Origin of the sequence: Pseudoalteromonas obscura (assembly GCF_030135505.1) — a bacterium.
Lineage (GTDB): Bacteria > Pseudomonadota > Gammaproteobacteria > Enterobacterales > Alteromonadaceae > Pseudoalteromonas > Pseudoalteromonas obscura.
The window spans coordinates 171,111-196,501 of the sequence record NZ_JASJUT010000008.1; the positions used below are offsets into that span (position 1 = coordinate 171,111).

Genomic DNA, 25,391 nt, shown 5'->3' on the forward strand with positions numbered 1-25,391 from the left:
TTATGGCGAGCAATGAGATATGATGAGTACAGAAATGCATGTATTCGACCTAGCTTGGACAAATCAGCTCAATCACACTTTAAGCCGCTGCAACGCAACTGCACACAATACACATTGGGCAGAAGCGCGCCGCCGTTTTCGGGTCGATTTGACTCAAGCTATTATCCATTTAGTGAATCAATTTGATGCGTATATGCCCACATTTATTGATTGGCTCGCGCGTGATCAATTGGATGAGCAGCACATTGAAAGCGTGTTAGTGATGTTTGCGCGTTTACAGCAAAAAGTTGAGTCTCTTGTCGGACACAATCAGATAATCACACGCCATTTAGAATCTTTACTTGATGATACTCCAGAGCAAGCTCAGGAATACGCTCATTTAGTCACGGGTTTGCGTGCGTTGCAGAATATGGAAATGTACTGGCGGCACTGGATAAAGATATTTGAAGAACAAATGTATCACTTGCCTCAAGTGGGTAACCGATTTGAATTAAGTGGTTTTGTAAAACAATTAAAAATTGCTTTGGATCAGCTGGTGCAATTGCGTGAACAATGCGAGCAATTCCAAGGCAATCAAATAAGGTAAAAAGATGCCAGATTATAGTCAACTATCCTTAATGCCTGATAATAAGGCAAGTCAACAGGCCATTAATAATACCATGAGCGCCGCAAGCCAAGTGAGCTTGTATGCGTCTCGCGCTTTGGCTATTGAGCTCAATCCAAGTTTTATACCCAGTGCGCTTTATCAAGAGTTGAGTCAGGTTTTGAATCAAGTACAAAGCCACGCTAAAACTTGGCTCAATGATTTAGGCCCGAAAGTTGTTCAAACCTTCCCTAATCAGATCATTGAGATAACACCGGCATTTAACCAAGCTGCGGATACGATGATTGCAACGATGGAACAAATTCGTCAGCAGCAAGGTGAACCAACCCAGCAACAAAGAGATGCGCTAAGCAATCAACTTAACGGGCTATTGGGCGTAGTCGAGCAGCAAGTCAGTGAGCTTGATAGTATTCAACAGCAACTGGTGGCATTTAATGAATCGTTGGAACAAGACCAAAAAAGCCTGAATAACTCCAATGCTGATATTCAGCGTTATCTCAATGATAGCCAAACCAATGAAAAGTCACTTAAAGCGCAAATTGATAGCATCAACAGTCAGATCAGCTCAAAGCAGAAATCATTGAGCTATATGTGGCTAGGGGGCCCCGTTGCGATTGCTTTGATTGAAAAGGAAATCAGTGATTTAAAGAGTAAACAAAAAAAGTTAATGGCACAGTACAGTGATGTACATCAGCAATGCATTCAAATCACTCAGCTGCAAGATGTTTTCTCTGGCTTACAAATGGAAAATGTTAACGTGCAAGAAGTGTTCAGCTTAGTGCTAGACCAAGGGGAAGTGGTGAAGGAAAAGTTCACAGCGGTCACTGATGCGCTAAATCAGGCTGCGAATGAAGATGTGTTGATTATCTTAGAGCAGCTAGATTTAGAAGTCGCAAAATCCGCTTGGAATGAACTGGATGAGTTTGTGAAAAATCTTTCATCTCAAGCACATTAAAGCAGACTTACAATATTAACAGGTAGTGTACCAAATTCTGTGTCATTTCACTATTATGATTAAAACAGGAGTGACACATGACTCAAAACCTCGATATCGACAAAGCCGTTAAGGTACTAAAGGCTGGCAAAGAACTGACTGGCAAAGATGGTAGTTGATTAAGCAGATTACAGAAGTGGCCTTACACGCTGAGCTCGAACAGCACCTCGCTGAAACTGAACAACCCAATCGTAGAAATGGCACTACCGGATAGCCTTCATATTTAAACAAAAACGATTTCTACTCCTTTCTATACATCAAATGAACAGCATGAAACAATGTAGCCAACTGTATAATTAATCTATTGCAATAGGGGAATTTATGAACTTTCACGGATTCGAATTTGAAGTGATTTCTGCTGATAAACTGGATACATACCCGAATTTTAACAAAGCAAAGCATTACTGCAAAATCCAATCACTTTCAGCAGCAAGTCCAAACAAAGTCAGCATCAGATCCAATTTAAATTGGCAGGTCATTCCGAAGAAAATCAGCATATAAAAAAGCCAACGTTTTAGGTTGGCTAGTATCACAAAGTGTATCTATGAGTAGTGAATCTTAGAGCTATAAACTAATCAACAATGTCGCTAAAACAACCTTGTTAAATTAGTATTACCTGATAGCGGCTTAGCCCCTGTATACGTCTTTTTATTTAATTTATCTATCCTTAAGGTAAAGTATCACAGCTCCAACTATTGCAAGGGGCGAAATATACAATAAGCCTTCAATAAATGTTTGAAAAGTCATATTACTTAATTCACCACGAAGTAAAACTTTAAGCAAACCAAAAAAAACTATGATGAAATAGCAAATAAATACATACTTCGGAAATACCTTTAAAAAGGTCCAAAACTTATCCATTACTGTGTACCTTACAAGGTGCGTTAACAATTAACATTCATTTTTAACCAAATTACAAGAATCTTTCATGGTTTGTTCAGCCAACGTCCCTGATATATCACCAATAACATCAGCAGCCTTTTCGCCAATACCAAGATTTTCAGCAACGTTTTTGCCTGCTTCTTTAAATACTTTTCCAAATACTCTTGTTGTTGGGGAAATAGCTTCCAATCCAGATTCTACAGCGTTATTAACTAATTGACCCGATGAAGTGTTACTCAATGAGTCTTTTACTGCACTACCTCCAGCTTCTAACACCCCTGCTGAACCAATAGTCATAGTCGCAGCTAAGCCTTTCTCTGTTGTTGTAGCAACGACTTTACCACCAATGCTGATCGTACTTTTAGCAATAGAAGTAACTCCACCAGTTAAAGCGCCAACAGCTCCCATGACTAAAGCTTTCGTGTAATTAACATCTTTCCCGGTACTTTTTTGACTGTATATTTCAGCGCTGAAACCTAATACAAACCCTAAAATACCAAACTCGCCATCAGGATCTAAATATTTATATGGATTGTTGTTTGCGTAAGCATAGCGGTTGAAACCATGCGCAATGCTGTTGCCGCGTTACATGTGGCCTAATGCATCAACAGGAGCATTCGAATAAAAACGACCTATAACTGGATCATAATATCGTGCCTGCAGATAAACTTTCTAATAAACGCTATTCTTTTGAGGCATTCACCTAAACACATTTTGGGGCAGAAACGAGTTACGCCTCAAGATCCGCTTGTGGCACAAAGCGGCTATTCACTATCAGATTTTATTCAATTCTAAAAATCAAACCTGCAAATAAATATGACATAAATGCAGTGTCCATATATGTCATCGTATAATTAGTTCTGAAACAGCTTGTTAGAAATACTACTCGAAGATTACCACCAATAAAACTAAAACAGAAAAAACACCAATAGAAACAAGCTTTTTAGATCTATAGCGTTTCACTTTTTCTGTTTCAATTGGCTCTAACGGCACGCAGTAAAGAGAGTAAATTGGAAATATTGTGGTGAAAGCAAACCAGATAGCAAAATATAAAATAGTCTGAGTAAATAGTGATAACGCACCAAAAACAATGAGACCAAAAGAAACTATTTGCCGATAAGAATCATTTACTCCATTAGCATCAATAGAGTGTTTACCGCAGTTTGAACATGTCGCAGGGCTACCTTCAAAAGATAGAAACTTTGAAAAATGGCTAACGCTTTTATGATTACAGTGTGGGCAAATAAAAGTCATACTCCCCTCTTATGTCTAACGCCTCAATATACGGAAAACTTTTCTGAGCTGGTTTTTCCCCTCGTAGCGGATAAGCAAAAAGCGGCACAGTAAAATTTGTCCGCTATAATTGCTTTGTTCAATGGCACATTTCTATGCACACGAGCATATTAACTTACCAGTGGTTCCTGTAAAAACTACGACTTGTCATCGTTAAAACTATTTTGTACCACGATGTTTCCATTTTTGATCACATGAGAAATACTCTGTGTATTCATAATATCCTTGCTCGGAGAAGCATTTAAGATAACAAAATTGGCCTTATCACCTTCATTGAAACCACTTTTGATACCCAGAAAGTTGGCCGAGTAAGTTGTTGCAGAAGCAATCGCTTGGTGAGGCGACATACCCGCATCAACCAGAAGCTTCATCTCCCTATGAACAGAATAACCTTGAATAGTGTTCCAATTTCCTGAGTCAGTACCTACTAGAACCCTAACACCGGCATTAATCATTGCGTTAACAGAAGAAAAAGTGACAGCATTTCGCTCTCTAAATTTCGCTTGCTTGTCCTTATATTTAGCAATTAGATCAGCGTGGCGATAGGCAGATATTAAAGCATCTGGAACAAGTTCCTTGGTTAAAGGAGCATCCAATACCGTTGGATCAAATAAAAAATTAACGAAATCTGTATGAATGGTTAATGTGGGTATCATCACAACTCCTGCTTTCGCCATAAGGGCTGGTATGTCCTTTGGAATTTCACCTCGTGGTACATGGGTGACAGCTGAAGCACCGACTTCTATCGCATCTCTAATATCTTGCCAGGTTTTAATGTGAACAATAGATTTGATACCAAACTGCTTAGATGTTTTAACTAATTGCGCAAATACTTCTTTTGAAATCGAAGGTTGATCATCAGAAGGTTGATACACAATTTTTATCACATCAGGCTCCTGTGCCGCTAACTCGGTCATCTCTCTTACTGCGTCAGCAACAGATGTCACCGTTCTTGTAGCAATACCATATTCGGAACAATGGCCTTTGGGTGCTGTAAAACAAGTCAGGCTAGCATATATATCTGCCCCCAGAAATTCTCCATTTCGTTGCTTAGTTCTAACATCAATAAGACTTTGTTCATCACCGAATAAGTCAACAAAGCCGGTGACTCCAGCTTTCAATACTCTTTCTGAAACAGCCTGTGTGCCCGGTGCATCGTTCTTAGAATAAGGTATAAAGTTTCCAAACGAATGGGTGTGCATGTCAATAAGGCCCGGGATCCCCCATTTTCCCTGCAGATCGATTTTTTTCCCAGGAAAGTCGTCAGGTAAAGTCTCTGTTTTGGTGAAAACAGTCCCATCTCTAACAACAATAACCTTGTTTTCAAAACCATTCTTTGGATCAAAAAAGTGTCCATTTACATAAGCGGTATCTTGTACAGAGTAAACATTTTGGTTGGTTTCAATCTGGCCTGATGAGCAGCCAAACAACAATACTGAAAAAACTATAATCGTTAAATACTTTAGGTTAATGGGTAAAAACATGTCTAAAACTCCATGATCATGTAAACACAATTTTTTTATTTATTTTTGTCTGATACCAAGGCTATAAATTACGCGCCGTGACGTTTAACGCCCAAACAACGGGCTTAAAAAGTTTGGCTAAAACAGCGAGGTTTGAGCGGAGCCAAGCTGTTTAAGTCCTTCGTTTATTTGTTTGTTATACACAATTATGGTGCTTTTGAGACGAACTCTTTAACTTTATTGTTAATGTTGTCCTTGAGTTGTTTCTCGTAGCTAGACAGTTCGGATATAGTTAAATTTTCATAGTCACTTGGTTGCGGTATGACTTTTTGCCCGATCAACCCGAGGTATTGCCAACCGACATAATGAGCCTTTGGTTCGATGCTATACATGTTGATACCAATGGCTGAATTAAACGTCATTCCTTCGCCTGTTCGACTCTTAAATCCATGATCCCCCTGCTTACCCATTGACTCTCTAATGCTCTCAAAGTTTTGGTTGTAAAAAACTTTGAAAGACCTGACTACAATTATTGCATCCAGATCTTTCACACTTAGACTATTTACAATTGAATTTAATTCAGGGCCGTTTACATCAGTGAAGTCACCTTTTTTAGTAAAAAGATTCTGGTTATGAAAAAACTGTTTTGACGATGGGTCTTGGCTCAAATTAACTAACTCGTAGCTTTTTTGTTTATTAAATTCTTTGGAAAGAGCATCGAAGATATGTTGATTAAGCTCCCATTTAACATCTAAATCTTTTGTGAAGTTATTGAAAACAGTGATACCTATGTGACTATGAGTTGGTTTTTCAGATATTAGTGAAACAAAACCGATTTTTACGTTATCATCATATTTGTAATCTACAGGGAGCACCTTAGCGGGTTTAACCGCACAAGATGAAAGTATAATAGAAAAGATTAGAATGGCTATTGCTCGAATCATTCGCCGAATTTCCTTATTTTTTATAACGCCCGGCCCTGCCGAGCACAAGGCAACTGAAGTGTTTGAAGTAGGTTGTTATGCCTTGATTCCAAGGGCATCTCTAAGCTTAATGGCATTGGCGCAACTACCACTTACATTCATATTTTCATTATCTATAAATGGCATATGTTGCCAATCTTCGACGCCAATACAGCCTATAAGGCTACTTTCAAAAACGAAATCTTTAAAGTTTTTAGCTAACTCAACTCCATGCCCATCGCCATCATCATGACTTAAATAAACGACAGATTCTGCTTCAGGAGATGATATATCAATTGCTAAGTAATCACCGTTTCCTACCTCATGAAACACAAGCTTATTGTGCCAAACGGCATCATATGAGTCTTCTTTGTTTGGAAAACATTCTTCGATCCAGCCATTCTTAGAGTCATTAAACTCATATATCCAATCTAGTGACCAATGCCTGTCGCCCAAGAAAATCTCCGATAGATCACCTTCGATTTCAAAGCTTTCTGGAAAAAACCAGCGATACTCAACTTTTCTTGAAAAGTTAAGTAAGACCTCTTTCAGAGACTTAGGTAGGTGAAAACCTAACTTTTCTTCTAGACCAGAAACCTCTTTTTCAGTTGCAGGCCCCTCTACGATGAAAGCTTGTACATCTGTTGGTACGTCGGTATTCATTACGCACCGTAGATTTGTACCCAAAACAGCTCGCATCTTGTATCCATTTTCATAATAAGCGTCACCCCACACCCACGGGGGACAACAAAGTAGAATACTATCTAGAGCAATTAGAATTAGAACAAAAGTTGCACCACGAACGCAAGCCATGACACTAAATTTATTATTATTTTTATAAATAACATAATGAAAATAATCATCGCTAAAATTAGATTTACCCCGCAGTGAAAAACAAGGAAACTGTCTGTAGTTATGACACCAGAAGAAGTTAAGCTGCTTTTGACTCATTTAAATAAGCGCTTTCACCTTATTTAAAGCCTTATGCACGGAAGTATTCTAAGAGTAATGGTAGTAGTAAAATTAAAAGTTTAAGATATTTAAGTTTATTATAAGCGCATTAAATCATGGAGTGCAAAAGGTAATAAACACCGTATTGTAACGCTAACCTTCGAACCAACACCTATGCTAACAAATCAAATTTTGTACGTTGATGAATATCTATAAATTGATTTAAGCAATCAGAAACAGGCTGATATATGGATGCCATATACTTTAAAAAGTTGCCCTTTAGACTCGAATTTACTTGTGTGGCAGTATTTATTTCCCTCTCATATATTAAGCACAGATATTCAAAGCCTCGAAATAAAGCGGCATCAATTTCATCACTCCTGTATAAGAAAATAAGTAAAAAAGACGTTCAAAAATAGGGATTAACAAAAGTAATAACACCGCATACATTGCATCATTCACTTGCAACACATCTATTGCAAAGTGGCGCCAATATTTCCACCATTCAAGCAAAATTGGGCCATTCCGATGTCAAAGTTTTTACTAAAATCGGAGTCGTTACAGTAGCGCTTATTACATGTGTAAGAAAGATGATTGTGATCTTAAATTCGATGTTACGAGATGGTGTTATATGGGAAGTGCCAAAAGCTTAAAATTAGTTATTAACGCCATAGTCTCTTGTTATGTTTCTGTGGCTACGAACTAAGATCATTAAGAAATCCCTCATGGTCTCCAACTAGCTTAGCTGCATTAGATTTTAGTATACACTGTTTAAGTTGGAAGATGTTTGGCTTAAACGCTACTTGCTGACCTGGAACGAATAACACGCAGTTTATAGCTACTGCTGCATCGCAGAGTGCCGAAGCAATGCCATTAATGTTCTCTCGCAAATCCAGTCTGAATCCAACTGAGGATACCTTTCCATCTTCGACCCACACGGCTATGTCGTGTTTTTTAGCACTTCCCCAACTGGTAAGATCTTCAGACCAGAGCCTGACTTCGGCAATATCTTCGAGAATACCGAGTCCAAATCTTCTGATGGCTGATTGTCGGCCCATGAACAAGTTGTATCAAACCCGTCTTCTTCGTAAAGAAGAGCCGTTTTGAAGTTATGCTCTTCAGCCCAACTAGCGGGCACCAATTCTATTGAAACCTGCCAGATAGCCACTTGATTGTCCTAAAAAACATAATGCCTTACTAATGGGCGCATAAATGCTTGGCTAAAATTAGCGACGGAGGAGCGCAAGCCAAGCGTTTTGCGTCCTTTGAGTAATTTGTTAGCTATTTTTAACTCGCTATCAGTAATAACCCACTTCCAAGTCATCGAGCTCAATATTTAGGTAAGTCTCTATGTATGGCGTTGGTCGAAACTCATGTTTAAAACAAAGTTTACGAGCATGAAAATCGTACTTAAATTTTGAAGTTATAGAATTATCTATATCAAAGTCTTCTGATGCAGTCCATGCCTTAGCGCCTTCAAAAGCTAGCGACTCAAGCTGATGTTCAACTACTAACTTATCTAAACTACTTAACAGTTCTTCCATTACTCAATCACCTTACGGTATAGCTAATGCCGCAAATAAACGGCAAAAATTAGTTGGCTAAAATTTGTGAGGCACGAACAAAGCCAACTGGTTTTTGTCCGCCCTTTTTGATTTGCCATGCTATATGCCTACGGCCCCCAATAATCGAACTTAAAAACCACGCCATTGGGGATAACAAAACTAATGGATGATCCACAATGAATAATAAGCTCACCAGGCTCTATTTCTGCTACTTCACTTCGTGGCAACTCCCAAGTTTTACCATCTAATAGTAACGGCCCACAATTTCCACCATTATTATCAATTACACCAAAGTAAGTTTTACCGTCTTGCGATGGTTCAACTTCACCTCTAAGGTATCCATCACCCTTGCATGCAATAAGAGTAAAGATTAATGAAACTATAAATAAATACTTCATGATTTCCTTGACATATAATGCCTCCAGCAGAAGCGCAGCTATGCTACGTTCTGTTGGCTGGCCTTGTTAGCCATCGTTTGCTCAATCATTTTGTTGCGTTTTACCCAAAATGCTATTGCGCCGATAGGTATTGTAAAAGTAAATATTAACGGAGCGAATTCGCTTGCGGCACTAGCACCAACACCTAGAAATTTTATTGTTGCGATTTTTGTTGCTATTTCTCCAGTAGTCCAATTCATTGCTACCGCACCGACACCAACAAACGATAACAAGTACCAGCGCCACTTTTTCTCTATAGGGGCTCGATAAACAAAAACGCAAGTCACGATCATGAATATTGGAGTGACGATTGTTAGAACTAATATCAAAACCTTAGGCATACTTAATTCTGCGTTACCAAATGAATTTAATACCTTTTGTGATTCTTTAGTGCGGTAAACATTAACTCCAGTTACCAAAATTTTTCCATCTTGCTTAGTCATGGAAACGCTTGCTATTGACCAATCTACTTTGAATTTAGATTCAAACGAAAAATTCGCCGACCAAACGTCATTGAATGTGCGAACATTGGAACCCATTAATTCGGTGTTTAAAGGCTCACCTTCAGGGAAAAAACCGGATAAATTATCCAGCTCTTCAACTGTTACCTTGGTAAGAAGTTCTGGATGCATTTGAGCTTTTATATATTCGTAATTCTTTAATCGAAGTTGATCTAAATATTCCTTGGCAAAAGATGACTCTTCTTTTGGTACTATCGATTCTTTCATATCTTCGTACGAACACCCCATCACAAATAATGCAACAATGATGGTTAATATATACTTCATGTGTTTGGTCTCTCCATTAGGTGGCTAACGCCTCGCTTAACCAGCGCAAAATAGCGACGACGGAGCACAAGCCAGCTGTTTTGTGTCCATGCTTTTACGGCCTTGTTAGTTGCCGTTAATCAAATTTTTTACTGTTATTCCTTTGGTGAACTTATTGAATAACATATAAATAGGGTATCCAATTGTAATATGTAAACCAAAAAGGAGTGAACAACCCAATGGTAATAGTAATACTAAAACTACGGGTCGTGTTTCACCGGGAAATAAACCAAGTAACATAGCTACACCCAAAAGAGTCATCCACACTACTCCTGTGCAAAAGCCAAATAAAAAAGCTAGTTTTACTACAGAAGTAAAACTGAGCTTAAGTTTATAAGATTGCATGAAAACTTCCTTGGCAACTAACGCGCAATAAGCGGCTAAAAAGGCTTGGCTAAAATTAGTAAGGAACGAACTAAGCCAAGCTTTTTTAGTCCGTACTTGATTGCTTTGTTATACATTAATATACGCAAGCCATACTCTCGCCGTCTTCTTGTTTATGCATATCCGTTAGTATTAACTCGGGAATCGGATGAGGCCAGCTCTCAGACACTGAAATATTCGCACGTACAGGACAACTACTTGTTTGATGCGGTTGGCCTGAAAAATCGATCATATTTAAATGATACTTGATATGAAAAGGGAAAGGATTTTTTACTGATAGCATCATACCAACACTAGAATCCATTTGAGTAAACGAAAATTTGATAGTTTTTTTGGGATTTACAATTTTAGGTACTAGTTTGAAATTGCCGATGCGCTCTCCATCGAGTATTTCTGCTTCAATGAATAATTCGTCACCAGAGAGAATTGATATTTTATTTCCTTGAGCCGCAGGCCAATAAAGAGGCAATACTTGGTCAACAGCTCCATTATCAGTATTAAATTTCACATGTTTATTTTGACGGCAAGGATTTGTTTTACAGAACTCCTCTAGAGTTATTTCCTGTTGTAAATCTATTGAATTATCTGTAACGGGCTCTTCGGTTGTTGATTTACAACCAACCATGAAAAATGCTGAAGCAAGTAATATTATTGAGTATTTCACGAAACTTCCTTTAACGTATAACGCCGCAAATAAACGGAAAAATTTGTTGGCTAAAATTTGTGAGGCACGAACAAAGCCAACTGATTTTTGTCCGTACTTTTTAATTTGCTTTGTTAGGTGCACTATTGCATACAGATAACTTCGTCTGATTGATAAGAGCCATTAGCTTGCTTAAAGTGCATTTCGAATTCATATCCGCAGACATTGTTACCAACAAACCGCTTACAGTAAAACAGGTCTCCATCTTGATTTTTATACCAAGAATCGATATCAGTTTTATATTTCGAGCTTAAAACTTTGGGAATGCTGCTTGTTTTGTCCCAGTGATTTAAGTCGAAAGTACATCCATTTATCGGTTTAGCCGAACAACCTGATAAAAGCATCAATATTATAATCACACGCCACATTCTAAAGTGCACCTAACGTCCGCATATGCGGAACGAAACGCTTGGCTATAATTGGTGAGGTACGAACCAAGCCAAGCTTTTTGGTTCCGCTCATAATGCGCTTGTTATGATTTTACTACGCCAACCTTTACGGCAAACTCTCTCATTTTTTCTGCGTCACCATATAGATCTTCAAAATCAAACTCTACAAGGCCTGTAAACTCTTCAGATGTTTGTGCAATTAAAGACGCTAGTAGGTCTCTCATTTCTATCATCCAAGCATGATTCGTCATTGTTGCAGAATAGTCATACTTTCCTTTTTCAAAGCCAATACAAGAAGGAAGAAAGTTTTCATACGCATCGAGTGAATAGCGAATAAATACAGAATACGTGCCGAGTTCTTCTTTTACCTTTTGATAACTATCATTGTCGGAATATTTGGCAATATCAGCTAGCTTAATAAGGTCATGTCCAGCTCGTTTTATCGCCCTATACACTTCTTCCATATTTGAACTATTATGCGAAAGGAATATATGTGACTTTAAAATACATTCAAACCCCATTAGGAGATCTACGAAACATTTAAACCTTTTAGTTTTAGAGTATTCTTCATACAGAATGTCAAATCTTTCCAAAAAGTCTGAGGCATCAGTATAAAAGTGACTTGCTAAATCATTTCTTAGTCCTGATTTACGAATCTTCACCAAATCCCCCAATAATCATAACGCCTTAATAAACGGCGGAAAATAGCAGGCTAAACTAAGCGAAGAATGAGCGCAAGCCTGCTGTTTTGCGTCCTTTGGTTTAGGCACTTGTTAGGCATTTACATGACTATTTATTCGAATTGGCCCCATATGAAGACCAAAAACAATTGTAAGTTTTCTCTTAGGGTTATGAAAGAAAATCATAAAACCTGTGTCATTGGGTTCTTCGAATTCCTCAACCGTACCGTAGTAATTAATAAACCAATCAAGTTTTTGAGCCTTCTTCTTGTCATTGTTATTAAACTGATCACTAAGATAATTTACAAATGAGATCTTATCAGCAGAAAAACCAACGTTAATACGGGTTTCATGATTCTCTGCAACATACTCAAAATCGACACCTTCCCCTTGTGACTTTTCAACTCTTTCTACTGAGGAGAATTTAGAGAGAATATCTTTTACCTCTTCAGGAGAAGCGTCCAATTCGATAATTGGGAAGTTTGGTTCAAATTTTTTCTTTTTGAATAGTGACAACACAGATACCTAACGCCTTACTAATGGGCGCATAATGCTTGGCTAAAATTAGCGACGAAGGAGCGCAAGCCAAGTGTTTTGCGTCCAATTGCCATGATGGCCTTGTTAGGCATTTATTGCTCCAAAACCCGAAGAAATCGAAACGATAAATACCCACCAACGCATTCAAAGCCGGTTGACACAAACTGCACCGTCCATGAAGGCATCGCCTTTGTATTAAACCCAAGCTCATGCAGCTTTGAATTTATTTCGATATCTTTAATCGGACCTAAGCTTTTTATTTTGTCTGCGATCATTTGGCTATCCCTGTGCTCTGGTACGCCAATCCGGGCGTTGTATATGCAATCAATTTTTTTGGGTTCGTGGTCGATGAACTTTTGATACAAGTCTGGGTTGTTATCAATAAAGGTATCAAGTTCCAGTTTTTCTGCTGGCACGAGTAAATGCACAAATGCTGGATCGCAGCATTCTTCTTTAAATGATCGTTTGAAGGAGTCTGAAACGAACCTTTTTGAAAAGATAGTTGTTTTTTCAACTTCCTTGCCAGTCACGGGATCTTTGCTTCTATAATCCAGAATTCGGTAAATCTGCCAAATACCAGTGCTATAGCTTCTTACCCAATCTCCAATCTTAGGTATCACGATCTCTCCCGGTGCCTAACGTTCGATTAACGGGTTAAAAATTGTGGACTAAAATTGAGCGAAGCGAATAGCACACTATTTTTAATTCCTGTTTAATTACTTGTTATGTAGTTTTACTCACATTTAGTGCCATTATCAACAAGTTGATATGCAACAAATTTATTAGCACTAACACCAAGTTCTTTCTGAGCAAATTTGCTGGCACTCTCACCAAGTTGTTTTTGTAATATGGGCTTTTGCTCAAAGCGACCATTTAAAACATCATGCCAAAAACACCTCACATGTTTTTTGGGATAATTTTCTGAAATATCTTTTAACTTGTTATAAATATCTTCATCATCTTTGAGCAGGTCAGCAAACGTAAAAGTAACATTAATTTCATAAGAACTCATTTTATTACTATTAAGCATATCAAGGATAAGATTCTTATACCCTGCCTTATTTTCAATAAACATTTGAACAGCACCATCATCCCAACCTGACCCCAAAGAGTTCATTTTATATAAAAGATAGATTTGGGCATTTTTGCTGGTAATAACAACTAAATAAGCTAATAAAATTATAATTAGTAGATTTCTCAGATATTTGACTATAGTCACTGAAGTCCTTTGTTACATAACAATTTAATATTGACCCAATGGGTCATTTTTCTCATTGCACCTGTTTTATCACAATAACTAACTTGTTGCTACAGGTATATTTTTCAATCATTATAGACATTATGGAAAGGATAAAACGACCCAATGAGTCGTTTTCTTGACTATGGGAGAAACACAGCAACACTGTATATAAATACAGGTATCTTTTATAGCTAACTTAATGAGAACTCGTTCACCATTTTTAAACCACATCGTCGATGTTTATGTTGACTAAGCAATATTCACTCAGAACCGTTGATACATATCTTAAGTGGATTTCTTCCTATATTCACTTTCATGGTAAGCGCCACCCAGCTTCAATGGGCAAATAACGAGGTTGTCTAATATCTCGACTACCTTGTACTTAAACGTAATGTGTCGCCAAATACACAAGCAACAGCGTTAAATACCTTATCTTTTCTGTATAAACAAATCATTAAACAGGATTTGTGTCCTAATCTAACGTTTGTCAGAAGCAAGCACCAATCTAAGTTGGCAATTGTTATGCCCCCTGAGTAAGTTAAACATCTCATGTCGTTTTTAAGTAAACGATACTATTTAATTTCAGGTTTAATGTATGGTAGCGGCTTACGTGTAATGGAAACTGTTCAACTACGTGTTAAGGATATTGACTTTGACTACAAGTGCATTCGGATCTGGAATAGTAAAGGGAATAAACATCGGGTGGTTACACTCGCCACAGAACCAATACCTTTGCTAAGAAATCAAATTGATCAGGCTGATGAATACTTAAACTTAGATTCCCTGAATGAACACTATGCTGGTGTTTGGATGCCAAACGCACAGGCAAATAAATATCCTAGCGCCAATAAGTCAATTGCTTGGCAGTATCTATTAGCCTCATATAAGTTAAGTGCTGATCCTCAAACTGGCGAGGTTCGCCGACATCATTTTCATCAAACAGGAGTACGTAAAACGGTTAAAGAGGGTGCCAAAAAAGCACAAATAACAAAACCTATAACGCCCCACACTTTTAGACATTCTTTTGCTACACACTATATTACAAAGTGGTGCAGATATCAGAACTGTGCAAGCTCAACTTGGTCATTCCGATATGAAGACAACGCAAATATCTACTCATGTATTACAGTAAAGCGCAAACGGTGTTGTTAGCCCTTTGAGCAAAATTTTCTAGCGTGTTTTGGGGCACAAACGAGTTATGCCTCAAGGTACGCTTCTAGCACAAAGCGGCTATTCACTGTCAAATTTGATTCAACTCTAAATTTGAACCTGACCGTTTGGGGTGACACTTATACAAACAAAAGAACTGTAAGGCTATGATTTAAATTAGCAAAATGAAGATAACAACAGCGCTAATGATAACAACCAACTTCATTTATCACTAAGGTTGGCCCTTAAATGAGCGACACAAAGTTGTTTTGTGTCGCTCATATCGCGTTGTCAATGCCGATTACATTTTTTGAATATCAAACCAGTTAACTGCGAATAAAGGTGCTTCCCCTTGCACTGTTAATGTGTGACGTCCTTTACTCAGGTTTACCTCAACACCTTGTATTGTTTTCCAACCGCGCTCTCCAGACAAAGCAGGGGTTGTAATCACATTGCCATTCACTTTAATCCAATAACGTTGGTCAGCACCTGAGTGGAATAAACGAATATCCATTTTGTATTTTCCAGCTTCTTTTGCAGCAAGGATGTAACTCGCTTTGCTCTTGCCGATAGAGCTAATGACCTTGTCAGACTCAGGTTCAAAACCAGAGTTGATCACATCCACACCGGGCGCAAAGTTAAATGCCTCGCCTTGAATACGTGATGGGATCACATGAGCTGTTTTTGAACCACTGTCAGCACTGGCACTTGGCAAACTTTTAGCATCACCATTGAGTGCAATGACATGGTATCTGGCGTTGTGTTGTAACGGATTTTTATCGATAAAGTGGGCTGTTTTGTGGTTTTTTGCCAGTAGCGTACTAACGTTTTTCAAAGGGTCTTGTCTGTATACTTGATAGCCAGTAACTTTGCCTTTATCTGCTGATTGCCAAGTCACTTTGTTATTACCATTGTCTTGACTCACGACCTTTAAATTTTTAGGTTTAGTGGGGTATTTAGGGTTTTCACGGACATGTTTAGTTTTTACTTTTTTCTGAACTGCACTCAATTTTTTGACAAACCATGGTGTCCCTTCGCTGGCTGGAATATCTTTACCATTTGTGTCTCTTACCAGCCTAAACCCCTCAAGTGCCGCAATGAAGTCTTCATTTATAGACATGCGCTGACTCGAGGTATGCGCAGCCCAATGCCAACTTCCACCACGTCCTACATACACCTCACACCCTTTTTCCTTTACTGCACTGCCATCCGTAGGCGCACCTTGATAAGAGCCTTTATAACAATCCGCAACTCGCTCAACCACATTGCCTATCATGTCATATACACCAAAGTGGTTGGGCTCATACAAGCCAACGGTTGAAATGAGCACCTCATTGTCATTGCAATCATTTACGGTATAACCGTCACTATATGATGCATTGTACAATTTCTCGGTCAGCGAATACGCATGTAAATCTGCTACATTGGAATATCGACACGCGTTTTGGCTTTTGCCCTCATCACCAAAGTAGTATTTTGACGTTGTGCCAGCACGCGCGGCGTATTCCCACTCAGCTTCGGTGGGCAATCGATAATGTTTACCTGATACTTTTGACAACCATTTAGCATAATTCACAGCATCCTTGCGTGAAACACACACCACAGGATGAAATTCACTTAACACGTATATATTGTCACCCCAAGTACCATCACGCTCCCCGCTACCGAACCAACGACGACCAATTCGGTGGGCGCAACCTTGCGTATATTCATATCCGGTTGCTTCGATGAATTTTCTATACTCCGCAACTGTGACTTCATATTTTGCCATTTGAAAAGCAGGTACAGATACTTTACGAGTCGGTTTTTCATCCTCCCGCCCCTGCTCACTTCCCATTACAAATGTGCCTTTTGGAATGCTTGCCATTGGCGGTTCAATATACTTAGTTTGACCGCTTTGAACAGGAAACATTGTGGCAACAGACAGCACAGAAAATGCGCTGATAAATACAGGGTGTAATCTCATAATAGCTCCTAATTAATTTGCCACTTGAATATGTGCTAAGCAGGGATAATAGGTCTTAAAGCTTATCTATTAATTGATAAAATAGACTTTTGATAGGGCTATACCGTTGATTTTTATGGATATATAAAATAAAGCAATTTTTAATTATTGAAACATGATTCCAGATAGCAGAGTGGTCACAGTCGCTCTTCTACAAACAAATAACAATTTTGTAGGTTTGACCACTTTATTTAGACAACAATATTCAACTTTCCGATGCCAAGGTGAGTGCAGTCCTATTGATGAAGTTGGCCAAATGCTTCATACGGTTTTACAAGGCATGTGTCTAACCATCCTGTTTGTTCACCGCAAGATAGTTGGTAGTTGGGAAAATTGATGTCATTTTAAACAAAAAGCAAAGGAACAGTGATGAAAACAACAATACAGCTTGCAGCCTTATTTGTGGCATTCAACAGCCTTGCCAACTCTCATATCGATATACCAGCTAACGATGGCTTTATGCTTAAAGCAAGCTATTTTAGCGCCGAAAAGTCAAATAACACCGCTGTACTCATGTTGCACCAGTGTAATTTCAATCGCTCTATGTACAACCAGATTGGAAAACGGCTTTCAGAGCAAGGTAGCCACGCATTGAGTATCGACTTTAGAGGTTATGGCGATAGTAAAAGCTCAGCATTTGACGTCAGCAAAATCGCTAACATGAAAAAACAAGAAAGAGCCACGGCGTGGAAAAACATGACACAGCACTGGCCTCAAGATGTAGAAATAGCTTACGAGTTTCTTAGAAATAAAGTCGGAGAAAATGGAAAAATAGGCGTCATAGGAGCAAGTTGCGGTGGTTCCCAAGCCATTACACTGGCACAGAACAACCCAGTGTCTGCAATCGGCTTTTTCTCTTCGGCACAAAGCTATAGTAATATTCAAAAATATGTCGATGATTTATCAGATAAACCAACTATGATCATCGCATCGGAAGAAGATGGTACGACTTATACCAGTGCACAAACTTTATTCACTGAGTCCAAAAACGCCAATAGTCGATTTTTAGTTTATAAAGGAAAAGGGCATGGTTATCCACTGTTAGATCAGGATAAAAACCTAGCAAACACACTGAGTCATTGGTTTACACAGCAGCTAGCGCCTTAAATCGAAGTAATCGGTTATCCAACGCGCATACGTAATAGCGTTTTACAACAAAAGAGGTATTTGATGAGCAGCGTGATTATTGTACTAGGGCATAAAAATGACCAATATGGACAATTATCCCCACTTTCAATTGCGCGTTGTCAACTCGCGCTCGATGTATTGGACTCTGATCACACTAGCAAAGTCATATGTACGGGAGGCTTTGGCAAAAACTTCAATCAAACCAAAGTCCCACATGCAACATACAATCGCCAGTATTTAATACGCCAAGGAGTAGCGCAAAATCAATTTCTAAATGACGCACAAAGCCGTTTTACGATTGAAGATGCAACCTTAACTTATCCACTGTTATCAATGCACAAGGCCTCAAAAGTCAAAGTAATTAGCTCTGATTTTCATATACCCCGTGTCAAACTTATTTTCGATTTCGTAATGCCTTCAATAAATAAAGAGTATTTGCCTGCGAACAGCCCTATAAGCCACAAAGAGCTACTTCTCCTACAACAACATGAAGAATTTGCTCGACAGCGAGACAGCCAAACTTTGAAAACCAGCCCCTGTTTTAATTAGAGCTTTAATTCCAACTATGACATAAATATTAAAAAAATTATATTTCGATAAACCCAGTTTTCACGCAAGCATCAAACTAAACCTTGTTAGTAATTAGATACTAACTACAAAACACCTAATTTGTATGAATTTAATATTTAACATTAAAAAATTAAATTATTTGCGCCAAGTCAAAAACACACAAATAAAACTTTAAATAAACATACTTTTAACATAGTCTTTATCGCCAATTTATCTGTGCAAATTTTAGACATTTCAACAATGGAGGGAAATTATGTCTAATAAATTACGTCTAGCAGTACTTACCACATCACTTTTCAGTGCATCTGTCTTGGCAAATATCACAGTTGGCAATGTCGGTTTTGACAGCAATACGGTGATCCCTAACCCCGGTTCGGCAAACTTTAATATTAACTACTATTTATTTGGTTCTCAGATATTTAATCCCGGCGGCCAAGTCGAGTTTTTCTTAACGAAAGACGGTGGATCAACGGGCTATTACGTTGGCAGAGAAGCCCCTAACTTAAACTGTGCTAGCAATGGCTGCAGGCCCATAAACACACAAAATACCTTTAAAGTCAGTCCTTTTAACATAGACCCAACCACCAAAGCATACCTGAGTAGCTTGTGCGTACCGACCGACTTTCAGGTTGTCGCAAGGTTTAATAACTCCGTGTCAGTGAGCCACAATACGGCGTCATTTGGCACTGTTGGTAAACCAGATTGGTTATTCCATTCAGGATCCATGACTCCTGCAAACATTTCTACTGGCTATGCTGGGAATCTAAAAGTCACATTTGTGGTCAAGAATGACGGATGCCCGAACTCGCCAGTATTGCCAAAAGTAGGCGTTTTCTTAGCGGATGCAAATAATAACGCGCTGGCTTACTTTGGTGCCATTCAAGTGCTCAATGATGTTGGTTCACAACATGAAGTGTTATTGCCAATGCGAAATCTCAATTTAGCTAAGGGTTCGTACCGCATAGTGTTAATGGCTGACGTTGAGCGAAAAGTAAATGAAACCAATGAGAATAATAACTTTGGTGCATTTACGTTGAATGTTACTGATCCAGCGGTACAATCAGCCGAAGGTTCAATCTACTATTACCAACGCAACGCGAATTTGGATAACTCTCCTGAACAATCTGGCTATGAGCTAGAAGAACTTAGCTATAGTGTAACAGAGGAACAATCACTTAAAGTTGTGAAAGAGCAAACGCTCAAACAGCAAAAGTAACTAAGGCTTTGCCATACTCAAATAATCTGAGTATGGCTTTTGTCTCCACAGCGCTTCAATTTGCGGCCCCCTCTTCCTGATGACTTAAGCCAATACAGCCAATTTACCCCAATCAAAAAAAATTACGTACTTGTGTTATTTATTGAAAAAATCCACGTTTTTTAAATTAGCACACACAAAAATGGCATCAAAAAGGAAGGAAAAATGAAAAAAGTATTTGCTTTATGCATGAGCCTTTCGGCTCTTTCGCTCACAGCCCAAGCTGCTCCTACTCAGTGGCAAGGCTTTTTTAAGGGTCAATGTGAATTAGTCGCTCCAGGAAAAGGATCTTTGTACGAATTTCCTATGTCACTTGAAGTTGGTAGCCCGGTAGATAATCGCGCAGACTGGATAGTAACCTACGGTGAAGGTGCCAATGCACGCCCACGCAATTACACGTTGGTTACGCTAGATGAAGCCAAGGGGCATTTTGCTGTTGATGAAAACAATGGCATCGTTATCGATCAATACCTATTTGAAAATAAGTTTGTCAGTTTATTTGAAATAGGTTCAACCAAACTGAATGCAGAGTACGAATTACACAGTGATGGCTCATTGGACGTTGAAATCATCAGCTATACCTTTGACACCATTCGTGAAGCACAAGTGGGTCCATATCTAGTTGCTAACTATGGTGGCAAACGAATTCAGAAATGCAAACTGTTTAAATGGTAAAAACCCACTTGTGAAGTAGTTTCCCTCATCAATTCTGCCCGCCTACTCGGGCAGAATTGATAAAACCAAGTACTTGCCCGTCACTTGGTTTTAAAGTGTGAGCTGCTTGGTAAGAAAATAATAATTATAATAAATATTCTCTTACCAAGCAGTGTCCACACAAGGCGTATAACCGCCTAACTCATGCATTTTATTGCCAGTGAATCATTTAATAACGCAAAGTTACTCACCCTGCTTGCTCGCGATTCTCTATTGCCTTATTACCTTCTCGTAGCCTCGCTATTGTGACCATTTTCGTATACTACTTACTTCTTCAGGACTGCAGCCCAATGACTCTAAAAAATCTTGATGAACCTCTGGTAAATCACGTTCAAACTCCCTGTGCCAGCGGTGCATATCATCCTCATCCATCCCTGACGACCTCAGTATATTTACCCACTGCTCTTTGTTCATAATTTTTGCAGTTCTGACTAAAGAGTCTTTACCCAGCAGCTCAACAACGAGCTGTTGCTGCTTTCTCAACTCACTAATTTCACTGTTTAAGCTGTGCAACCGCTGCTCAAGGATCGTGGTCGAATTGGTATCATCTGAATTCAAAATGTCAGCGATAGACTCTAGGGACAAGCCCGCTTCTCTATAGGTGGCAATTTTTTCCATTCTCTTAAGATCGTTTTTCGAGTAGAGCCGATAATTCGCCTCCGATCTTGCCGATGGCTTCAACAGCCCTATCTTGTCGTAGTACAACAAAGTGCTTCGCGACAAGTTATACATTTTTCCCAATTGATTTACCGTATACATAAGTCCCCATGCAGTCTCGAATTCAAGTAAAAGTTCTCATCTCGCTTATACCATGCCGATTGAATAAGCAGTGTTTTGGTACAAGGCAGCGACTTTACGAGCCCCATGCCTTGTCACTACCACTCGCTTAATAATGGCTATGAATTTTGTCTATATTGGCCTCAATCCAGTCTTTCCATTGAGCAATCATTTTTGGGTAATGTTCTTTACTGTACAACGTGAGTAACTTTTTATTACCTGCATCAGATAGACCTGTTAAATTATACGTCACTGAAACTAAAGAGCCATTGTCACCACTTTTGGACACAACCACACCAACGGTCCCCATACTGATCCCTGGTGTAACCAGCGTGTACAGCGCCACATTATTAGATGTATCATATTCCGAAACATGCCAATAGGTCGTATTGTTTGCATGTTTGGTTAACCAAATTGTGCCTTTTTCGAAGCCATCTCCACTGAGTATGTTAGGCCTCCAATCCGGAGCCCAGAGAATTTCTCCGGGAGCAGTAAATAAAGGCAGCGCTTTACTCGGTGGCATGTTTAACTGGAAAGAACTGCTCCTGTCGACTGTGACCGCATCTCTTTGTACAAACTCAAATTCTTGATTCGAAATATGTTTTTCACTGTGGCCCTTAGCCAATACACTATTAGCCAGCAAAATACTTGTTAAACACATTGCGGTTGAAAACAGATGTTTTTTCACGTTTGGTTCCTCTTTAATTGTTTGAATAATGACGCCAGTTGCAAGCTAGGGTATGAAGCTATAGTCAGGTCAAATGCCTTCAAACACATTTTTCTATACATCAGATTTGACCTGACTAAAGGTTTATAGCCAAGACTAGTGACGTTTAAAGAGGAGGTGATTATGTCGAATGCGTATAAACCAGCAGCGAATAAAAATATCGAACAGTTGAAACTATTTACGAAAACAATGCCCAACTATCTTAAGGGCGTGATGCTTGCATTAATATCTTGTGGACTATTTGTATATGTGAGTACGATTGTACGTACTTTGAGCACATCAATTGGTGAATTTGAAATTTTACTTTTTAGGCAGTTCGTTTTTATCGTGTTGCTCCTTCCCACTATTTTTCGCAATATTGATACCCTGCGAAAACCCCAGTATCTCTCACTACACATAATAAGAATAATAGGTGCATTTTTCGCACTCTACCTGAGCTTTATCACGCTCAGAGAATTGCCGTTAGCAACTGCAATCGCGATTAGCTTCACAAGTGTGTTATTTGTCGCATTGCTTTCAACTATATTCTTATCTGAGAAGCTCACTGTAAATCGCTGGGCGACTGTCATTATCGGTTTTATCGGTGTGATGTTGATCGTCCAGCCCAATTTTAATGGTTCGAAAAGTATCTATTTTGTACTTGGGTTGTGCGGAGCATTAGGTGCAGCAACCACTTCAATCTGTATTAAAAAGATTGTCAAAGTCGAATCCAGCACAAACTTACTGGTATACCAAGCCGTATTTATTGCCATTATCACATTGGTTCCTACGGTTAATAATTGGGTAACCCCCACTTTTGAGCAGGCTGTTTTACTGCTCATCGTTGGCGCGATTTCTTCTCTCGCACAATGGATTGGAGTGACAGCTTTTAAATATGGTGATGCCAATGTCATTGCCAATGTCCAATACAGTAATATTTTATACTCACTGCTGTTTGGCTACTTTTTATTTCAAGAAACACCAAACTTTGTAGCTTTAGCTGGATGTGTGGTATTAATAATTAGCGTTTGCTTTGGCTTGCTAAGAAAAACTAACTAACGCAACTCCGTCATTTCTATACTCTAGTGAGCTTGAAAGTGCAACATGTTAGAAAAGGCACCAAGCTCACTAATCGTAAGTCAGTCAGCTATGAAATTTCGCAGAGTCTACGAATATATAACTGAGGCCGTCATTTTGGATAACTTACGATGTTATGAAATACGGCGGTTTCTGATATCGCTTCGTAGCCATGAGATTGATCGCTATAAAAGCGTATACGCTCACCCGCGTCTAACACATGCCACTGCTGATCAAAATAGACTTTCATCTTGCCGCGAATTACATGAACATGCTCAACAATCCCGATGTCATGAGGGCTAGACATTTGCTGGTGATGATCGAGCAAAGTAATTTCAAACACCTCTATACTGGTATCTTGTTGAAACGGAAATATCGTGTTTACCTTCATTCTCTCGTCTTCGGGAAATACTCGCTCCCCTGATTGTAAAGCCGGCTCATTGGCAAAAAATGCCGAAAAAGAGGTATTTAGCCCACTTGCGATCTTCCATAGCGTCGCAATTGTTGGACTGGATTCTTCACGCTCTATTTGCCCCAACATGGCTTTAGAGACACCAGTTAATTTTGCGGTTGCATCCAAGCTCAACTTTTTTCTTTTTCTTTCAGCTTTCAAATGGTTAGCGATCTCGGACTTAAATATCGACTCTTTCATTAACAAAACCCCCATTGTGCGCTACTCCATGGAGCGAGAATGTACCAAAAATCTTCTACGCTAAACCATATCGTTGCTGGCTTCACAGCCGTATTAATCGGTTATACCAGTTCAATTGTGATCATTTTACAGGCAGCATCTGCTTCCGGCGCATCACCTAGCCAAATCGAAAGTTGGTTATTGGCGTTAGGGATCGCTATGGGAGCTACCTCGATCGGCTACTCATGGTACTACAAAACCCCTATTCTCACTGCTTGGTCAACACCCGGTGCTGCCATTTTAGTTAGTTCAGCGCCTAATTATGAGTTGCCGAACCTCATTGGCGCTTTTATGTTCACTGGTTTATGCATTTTTTTAACCGGGCTTATCTCGCCGTTGTCTAAAGCGCTGCAACGGATCCCTGCCCCACTAGCAACGGCGATGTTAGGCGCTATTTTATTACCCTTCTGCGTTCGCGCTTTTGCGCCTATAACGACAACGCCTGTGCTGTTTTTACTCATGTTATCAGCCTACATTGCCAGCCAACGATTACTCCCCAAATACACTATGTTGATCTTACTCGTCATTGGAATAGTGAGTGTATTTCATTCTGATAACAACGTACTTTCTACAACTACATTCTCCTTTGCTCACCCCAGTTGGGTCACACCAAATATCGACCTCTCAATTATTTTGAACATATCAATCCCCTTATACCTAGTTACCATGCTCTCTCAAAACCTACCCGGCATCGCGATGATGAAAACATATGGCTATCAATCACCTGTTAAACCCATTTTATTTGGTACTGGCGCTGTAAATATGCTTTTTGCGCCCATTGGCGGATTTAGCTTAAATCTAGCAGCTATCTCTGCTGCTATTTGTATGAACGAGGAAGTAGATAAAGACAAAAATGTACGATACAAAGCAGTGCTGTGGGCTGGTTTTTTTTATCTATGCGCTGGCGTGCTAGCTACTTCTGTTGTATCAATCTTTTTATCATTCCCCACAGAAATTACGCATATGCTTGCCGGATTTGCCTTACTTGGCACCTTACTTATGTGTTTACAAACAGCCTTTCAATCTAAGCTGTATCGGGAGCCGGCATTACTCACCTTTTTAGTCACCTTGTCTGGCGTCAGCTTTTTAAGCTTGAATTCAACACTACTGGGGCTCTTTGTTGGTTGGGTATATTCACTCACTTTGAAGACAAACAGCTCTGAATAAGTTCAATACAATGTGAACCCCTCAAGGGCGCCCTTTCTACCCCAATTGGACAAAGGTTAACTGGTAATGGTAACAGCAGCACCATGATGGTGAGCTGGTCCGACTCGACGATTAACTTGGTCGAGCTACTTTTGGGTTTTCTTTTTGAATCATTGATATAAATGCAAATGCAATCCTTTTTCATTAATTAAAAAACTTTAAATTAATAAAAAAACATTGTAAAAATATCCCTCCATGCTAT

General features: G+C 39.1%; 30 protein-coding genes and 1 pseudogene. 11 read left to right on the forward strand and 20 right to left on the reverse strand.

Features of this window, described 5'->3' with window-relative positions:
• Positions 1-19 precede the first annotated feature (19 nt).
• The 3 genes from QNM18_RS17860 to QNM18_RS17870 all read left to right on the forward strand — a co-directional run bounded on the left by QNM18_RS17860 (position 20) and on the right by QNM18_RS17870 (position 2,099).
• A complete protein-coding gene (locus QNM18_RS17860; protein ID WP_284138011.1) occupies positions 20-586 on the forward strand; it encodes a hypothetical protein in 567 nt (188 codons plus the stop codon).
• A 4-nt stretch (positions 587-590) separates the two neighbouring features.
• Positions 591-1,559 (forward strand): HBL/NHE enterotoxin family protein, encoded by a 969-nt coding sequence (locus QNM18_RS17865; protein ID WP_284138012.1) that lies wholly within the window; start codon positions 591-593, stop codon positions 1,557-1,559.
• Positions 1,560-1,919: 360 nt separating this feature from the next.
• Positions 1,920-2,099: a hypothetical protein gene (locus QNM18_RS17870; protein ID WP_284138013.1), complete on the forward strand. Its 180-nt coding sequence runs from the start codon at positions 1,920-1,922 to the stop codon at positions 2,097-2,099.
• Between the two features lie 390 nt (positions 2,100-2,489).
• Here the strand turns inward: QNM18_RS17870 and QNM18_RS17875 are convergent, their stop codons facing one another.
• The 5 genes from QNM18_RS17875 to QNM18_RS17895 all read right to left on the reverse strand — a co-directional run bounded on the left by QNM18_RS17875 (position 2,490) and on the right by QNM18_RS17895 (position 6,861).
• Positions 2,490-2,888 (reverse strand): hypothetical protein, encoded by a 399-nt coding sequence (locus QNM18_RS17875; RefSeq protein ID WP_284138014.1) that lies wholly within the window; start codon positions 2,886-2,888, stop codon positions 2,490-2,492.
• A gap of 474 nt (positions 2,889-3,362) precedes the next feature.
• Positions 3,363-3,734 (reverse strand): hypothetical protein, encoded by a 372-nt coding sequence (locus tag QNM18_RS17880; protein WP_284138015.1) that lies wholly within the window; start codon positions 3,732-3,734, stop codon positions 3,363-3,365.
• A 176-nt stretch (positions 3,735-3,910) separates the two neighbouring features.
• Entirely contained in the window at positions 3,911-5,257 is a 1,347-nt protein-coding gene (locus QNM18_RS17885; RefSeq protein WP_284138016.1) for an amidohydrolase family protein, read from the reverse strand.
• A gap of 185 nt (positions 5,258-5,442) precedes the next feature.
• On the reverse strand, positions 5,443-6,180 hold the full coding sequence (locus QNM18_RS17890) for a hypothetical protein (RefSeq protein WP_284138017.1): 738 nt from the start codon (positions 6,178-6,180) through the stop codon (positions 5,443-5,445).
• 75 nt (positions 6,181-6,255) lie between these two features.
• Positions 6,256-6,861 carry an SMI1/KNR4 family protein gene (locus QNM18_RS17895; protein ID WP_284138018.1) on the reverse strand — a complete coding sequence of 202 codons (606 nt, stop codon included), beginning with the start codon at positions 6,859-6,861 and terminating at the stop codon, positions 6,256-6,258.
• 14 nt (positions 6,862-6,875) lie between these two features.
• On the opposite strand from QNM18_RS17895, the gene QNM18_RS27270 reads away from it, so the two are divergent.
• Positions 6,876-7,013: a hypothetical protein gene (locus QNM18_RS27270; protein WP_349774894.1), complete on the forward strand. Its 138-nt coding sequence runs from the start codon at positions 6,876-6,878 to the stop codon at positions 7,011-7,013.
• Positions 7,014-8,089: 1,076 nt separating this feature from the next.
• Here QNM18_RS27270 and QNM18_RS17900 read toward each other — a convergent pair.
• From QNM18_RS17900 to QNM18_RS17950, 11 genes are all read right to left on the reverse strand, one after another.
• Positions 8,090-8,317, reverse strand: a complete 228-nt coding sequence (locus QNM18_RS17900) for a hypothetical protein (protein WP_284138019.1) — start codon at positions 8,315-8,317, stop codon at positions 8,090-8,092.
• A gap of 130 nt (positions 8,318-8,447) precedes the next feature.
• Positions 8,448-8,693, reverse strand: coding sequence for a hypothetical protein (locus QNM18_RS17905; RefSeq protein WP_284138020.1), 246 nt, complete (start codon positions 8,691-8,693; stop codon positions 8,448-8,450).
• A 128-nt stretch (positions 8,694-8,821) separates the two neighbouring features.
• On the reverse strand, positions 8,822-9,112 hold the full coding sequence (locus QNM18_RS17910; RefSeq protein ID WP_284138021.1) for a hypothetical protein: 291 nt from the start codon (positions 9,110-9,112) through the stop codon (positions 8,822-8,824).
• A 38-nt stretch (positions 9,113-9,150) separates the two neighbouring features.
• Positions 9,151-9,939 carry a hypothetical protein gene (locus tag QNM18_RS17915; RefSeq protein ID WP_284138022.1) on the reverse strand — a complete coding sequence of 263 codons (789 nt, stop codon included), beginning with the start codon at positions 9,937-9,939 and terminating at the stop codon, positions 9,151-9,153.
• A 105-nt stretch (positions 9,940-10,044) separates the two neighbouring features.
• Positions 10,045-10,323: a hypothetical protein gene (locus QNM18_RS17920; RefSeq protein ID WP_284138023.1), complete on the reverse strand. Its 279-nt coding sequence runs from the start codon at positions 10,321-10,323 to the stop codon at positions 10,045-10,047.
• 115 nt (positions 10,324-10,438) lie between these two features.
• Positions 10,439-11,149, reverse strand: coding sequence for a hypothetical protein (locus QNM18_RS17925; RefSeq protein ID WP_284138024.1), 711 nt, complete (start codon positions 11,147-11,149; stop codon positions 10,439-10,441).
• On the reverse strand, positions 11,149-11,424 hold the full coding sequence (locus tag QNM18_RS17930; protein ID WP_284138025.1) for a hypothetical protein: 276 nt from the start codon (positions 11,422-11,424) through the stop codon (positions 11,149-11,151). Before QNM18_RS17930 ends, QNM18_RS17925 begins: the two co-directional genes overlap by 1 nt.
• 113 nt (positions 11,425-11,537) lie before the next feature.
• On the reverse strand, positions 11,538-11,918 hold the full coding sequence (locus QNM18_RS17935) for a hypothetical protein (RefSeq protein WP_284138026.1): 381 nt from the start codon (positions 11,916-11,918) through the stop codon (positions 11,538-11,540).
• A 309-nt stretch (positions 11,919-12,227) separates the two neighbouring features.
• Entirely contained in the window at positions 12,228-12,650 is a 423-nt protein-coding gene (locus tag QNM18_RS17940) for a hypothetical protein (RefSeq protein WP_284138027.1), read from the reverse strand.
• Between the two features lie 113 nt (positions 12,651-12,763).
• Positions 12,764-13,291 carry a hypothetical protein gene (locus QNM18_RS17945; protein WP_284138028.1) on the reverse strand — a complete coding sequence of 176 codons (528 nt, stop codon included), beginning with the start codon at positions 13,289-13,291 and terminating at the stop codon, positions 12,764-12,766.
• 113 nt (positions 13,292-13,404) lie between these two features.
• On the reverse strand, positions 13,405-13,890 hold the full coding sequence (locus QNM18_RS17950) for a hypothetical protein (protein WP_284138029.1): 486 nt from the start codon (positions 13,888-13,890) through the stop codon (positions 13,405-13,407).
• Positions 13,891-14,110: 220 nt separating this feature from the next.
• Here QNM18_RS17950 and QNM18_RS17955 point away from each other — a divergent pair.
• A pseudogene (locus tag QNM18_RS17955) lies at positions 14,111-15,043 on the forward strand (integron integrase).
• A 318-nt stretch (positions 15,044-15,361) separates the two neighbouring features.
• Here QNM18_RS17955 and QNM18_RS17960 read toward each other — a convergent pair.
• The gene (locus tag QNM18_RS17960) at positions 15,362-17,026 is read right to left on the reverse strand and encodes an SUMF1/EgtB/PvdO family nonheme iron enzyme (protein ID WP_284138030.1); all 1,665 of its coding nucleotides are present in this window, start codon (positions 17,024-17,026) and stop codon (positions 15,362-15,364) included.
• Positions 17,027-17,434: 408 nt separating this feature from the next.
• On the opposite strand from QNM18_RS17960, the gene QNM18_RS17965 reads away from it, so the two are divergent.
• The 4 genes from QNM18_RS17965 to QNM18_RS17980 all read left to right on the forward strand — a co-directional run bounded on the left by QNM18_RS17965 (position 17,435) and on the right by QNM18_RS17980 (position 20,693).
• On the forward strand, positions 17,435-18,172 hold the full coding sequence (locus QNM18_RS17965; RefSeq protein WP_284138031.1) for an alpha/beta hydrolase: 738 nt from the start codon (positions 17,435-17,437) through the stop codon (positions 18,170-18,172).
• A 63-nt stretch (positions 18,173-18,235) separates the two neighbouring features.
• The gene (locus tag QNM18_RS17970; protein WP_284138032.1) at positions 18,236-18,742 is read left to right on the forward strand and encodes a YdcF family protein; all 507 of its coding nucleotides are present in this window, start codon (positions 18,236-18,238) and stop codon (positions 18,740-18,742) included.
• Positions 18,743-19,016: 274 nt separating this feature from the next.
• Positions 19,017-19,979, forward strand: a complete 963-nt coding sequence (locus QNM18_RS17975) for a hypothetical protein (RefSeq protein ID WP_284138033.1) — start codon at positions 19,017-19,019, stop codon at positions 19,977-19,979.
• 204 nt (positions 19,980-20,183) lie between these two features.
• Positions 20,184-20,693 (forward strand): hypothetical protein, encoded by a 510-nt coding sequence (locus QNM18_RS17980; RefSeq protein WP_284138034.1) that lies wholly within the window; start codon positions 20,184-20,186, stop codon positions 20,691-20,693.
• 279 nt (positions 20,694-20,972) lie between these two features.
• On the opposite strand, the gene QNM18_RS17985 is transcribed toward QNM18_RS17980, so the two are convergent.
• Both QNM18_RS17985 and QNM18_RS17990 read right to left on the reverse strand, forming a co-directional pair.
• Positions 20,973-21,491, reverse strand: coding sequence for a MerR family transcriptional regulator (locus QNM18_RS17985; protein WP_284138035.1), 519 nt, complete (start codon positions 21,489-21,491; stop codon positions 20,973-20,975).
• A gap of 127 nt (positions 21,492-21,618) precedes the next feature.
• Positions 21,619-22,197, reverse strand: a complete 579-nt coding sequence (locus QNM18_RS17990) for a hypothetical protein (RefSeq protein ID WP_211008389.1) — start codon at positions 22,195-22,197, stop codon at positions 21,619-21,621.
• 162 nt (positions 22,198-22,359) lie between these two features.
• On the opposite strand from QNM18_RS17990, the gene QNM18_RS17995 reads away from it, so the two are divergent.
• Complete coding sequence (locus QNM18_RS17995; protein WP_284138036.1) at positions 22,360-23,274, forward strand: DMT family transporter; 915 nt, start codon at positions 22,360-22,362, stop codon at positions 23,272-23,274.
• Between the two features lie 130 nt (positions 23,275-23,404).
• On the opposite strand, the gene QNM18_RS18000 is transcribed toward QNM18_RS17995, so the two are convergent.
• On the reverse strand, positions 23,405-23,944 hold the full coding sequence (locus tag QNM18_RS18000) for a helix-turn-helix domain-containing protein (protein ID WP_284138037.1): 540 nt from the start codon (positions 23,942-23,944) through the stop codon (positions 23,405-23,407).
• 39 nt (positions 23,945-23,983) lie between these two features.
• Between QNM18_RS18000 and QNM18_RS18005 the strand changes: the two genes are divergently transcribed.
• Complete coding sequence (locus QNM18_RS18005) at positions 23,984-25,150, forward strand: benzoate/H(+) symporter BenE family transporter (protein ID WP_284138038.1); 1,167 nt, start codon at positions 23,984-23,986, stop codon at positions 25,148-25,150.
• The last annotated feature ends 241 nt before the right edge of the window (positions 25,151-25,391 follow it).

What these genes read in the sequence shown, in the direction of transcription:
- QNM18_RS17895 (WP_284138018.1), bottom strand. Translation starts at nt 6,861, where the DNA reads ATGAATACCGACGTACCAACAGATGTACAAGCTTTCATCGTAGAGGGG.
- QNM18_RS17875 (WP_284138014.1), bottom strand. Translation starts at nt 2,888, where the DNA reads ATGGGAGCTGTTGGCGCTTTAACTGGTGGAGTTACTTCTATTGCTAAA.
- QNM18_RS17910 (WP_284138021.1), bottom strand. Translation starts at nt 9,112, where the DNA reads ATGAAGTATTTATTTATAGTTTCATTAATCTTTACTCTTATTGCATGC.
- QNM18_RS17890 (WP_284138017.1), bottom strand. Translation starts at nt 6,180, where the DNA reads ATGATTCGAGCAATAGCCATTCTAATCTTTTCTATTATACTTTCATCT.
- QNM18_RS17985 (WP_284138035.1), bottom strand. Translation starts at nt 21,491, where the DNA reads ATGTATACGGTAAATCAATTGGGAAAAATGTATAACTTGTCGCGAAGC.
- QNM18_RS17980 (WP_284138034.1), top strand. Translation starts at nt 20,184, where the DNA reads ATGAAAAAAGTATTTGCTTTATGCATGAGCCTTTCGGCTCTTTCGCTC.
- QNM18_RS17965 (WP_284138031.1), top strand. Translation starts at nt 17,435, where the DNA reads ATGAAAACAACAATACAGCTTGCAGCCTTATTTGTGGCATTCAACAGC.
- QNM18_RS17970 (WP_284138032.1), top strand. Translation starts at nt 18,236, where the DNA reads ATGAGCAGCGTGATTATTGTACTAGGGCATAAAAATGACCAATATGGA.
- QNM18_RS17920 (WP_284138023.1), bottom strand. Translation starts at nt 10,323, where the DNA reads ATGCAATCTTATAAACTTAAGCTCAGTTTTACTTCTGTAGTAAAACTA.
- QNM18_RS17995 (WP_284138036.1), top strand. Translation starts at nt 22,360, where the DNA reads ATGTCGAATGCGTATAAACCAGCAGCGAATAAAAATATCGAACAGTTG.
- QNM18_RS17885 (WP_284138016.1), bottom strand. Translation starts at nt 5,257, where the DNA reads ATGTTTTTACCCATTAACCTAAAGTATTTAACGATTATAGTTTTTTCA.
- QNM18_RS17880 (WP_284138015.1), bottom strand. Translation starts at nt 3,734, where the DNA reads ATGACTTTTATTTGCCCACACTGTAATCATAAAAGCGTTAGCCATTTT.
- QNM18_RS17865 (WP_284138012.1), top strand. Translation starts at nt 591, where the DNA reads ATGCCAGATTATAGTCAACTATCCTTAATGCCTGATAATAAGGCAAGT.
- QNM18_RS17935 (WP_284138026.1), bottom strand. Translation starts at nt 11,918, where the DNA reads ATGGAAGAAGTGTATAGGGCGATAAAACGAGCTGGACATGACCTTATT.
- QNM18_RS17870 (WP_284138013.1), top strand. Translation starts at nt 1,920, where the DNA reads ATGAACTTTCACGGATTCGAATTTGAAGTGATTTCTGCTGATAAACTG.
- QNM18_RS18005 (WP_284138038.1), top strand. Translation starts at nt 23,984, where the DNA reads ATGTACCAAAAATCTTCTACGCTAAACCATATCGTTGCTGGCTTCACA.
- QNM18_RS17915 (WP_284138022.1), bottom strand. Translation starts at nt 9,939, where the DNA reads ATGAAGTATATATTAACCATCATTGTTGCATTATTTGTGATGGGGTGT.
- QNM18_RS17975 (WP_284138033.1), top strand. Translation starts at nt 19,017, where the DNA reads ATGTCTAATAAATTACGTCTAGCAGTACTTACCACATCACTTTTCAGT.
- QNM18_RS17905 (WP_284138020.1), bottom strand. Translation starts at nt 8,693, where the DNA reads ATGGAAGAACTGTTAAGTAGTTTAGATAAGTTAGTAGTTGAACATCAG.
- QNM18_RS17860 (WP_284138011.1), top strand. Translation starts at nt 20, where the DNA reads ATGATGAGTACAGAAATGCATGTATTCGACCTAGCTTGGACAAATCAG.
- QNM18_RS18000 (WP_284138037.1), bottom strand. Translation starts at nt 23,944, where the DNA reads ATGAAAGAGTCGATATTTAAGTCCGAGATCGCTAACCATTTGAAAGCT.
- QNM18_RS17960 (WP_284138030.1), bottom strand. Translation starts at nt 17,026, where the DNA reads ATGAGATTACACCCTGTATTTATCAGCGCATTTTCTGTGCTGTCTGTT.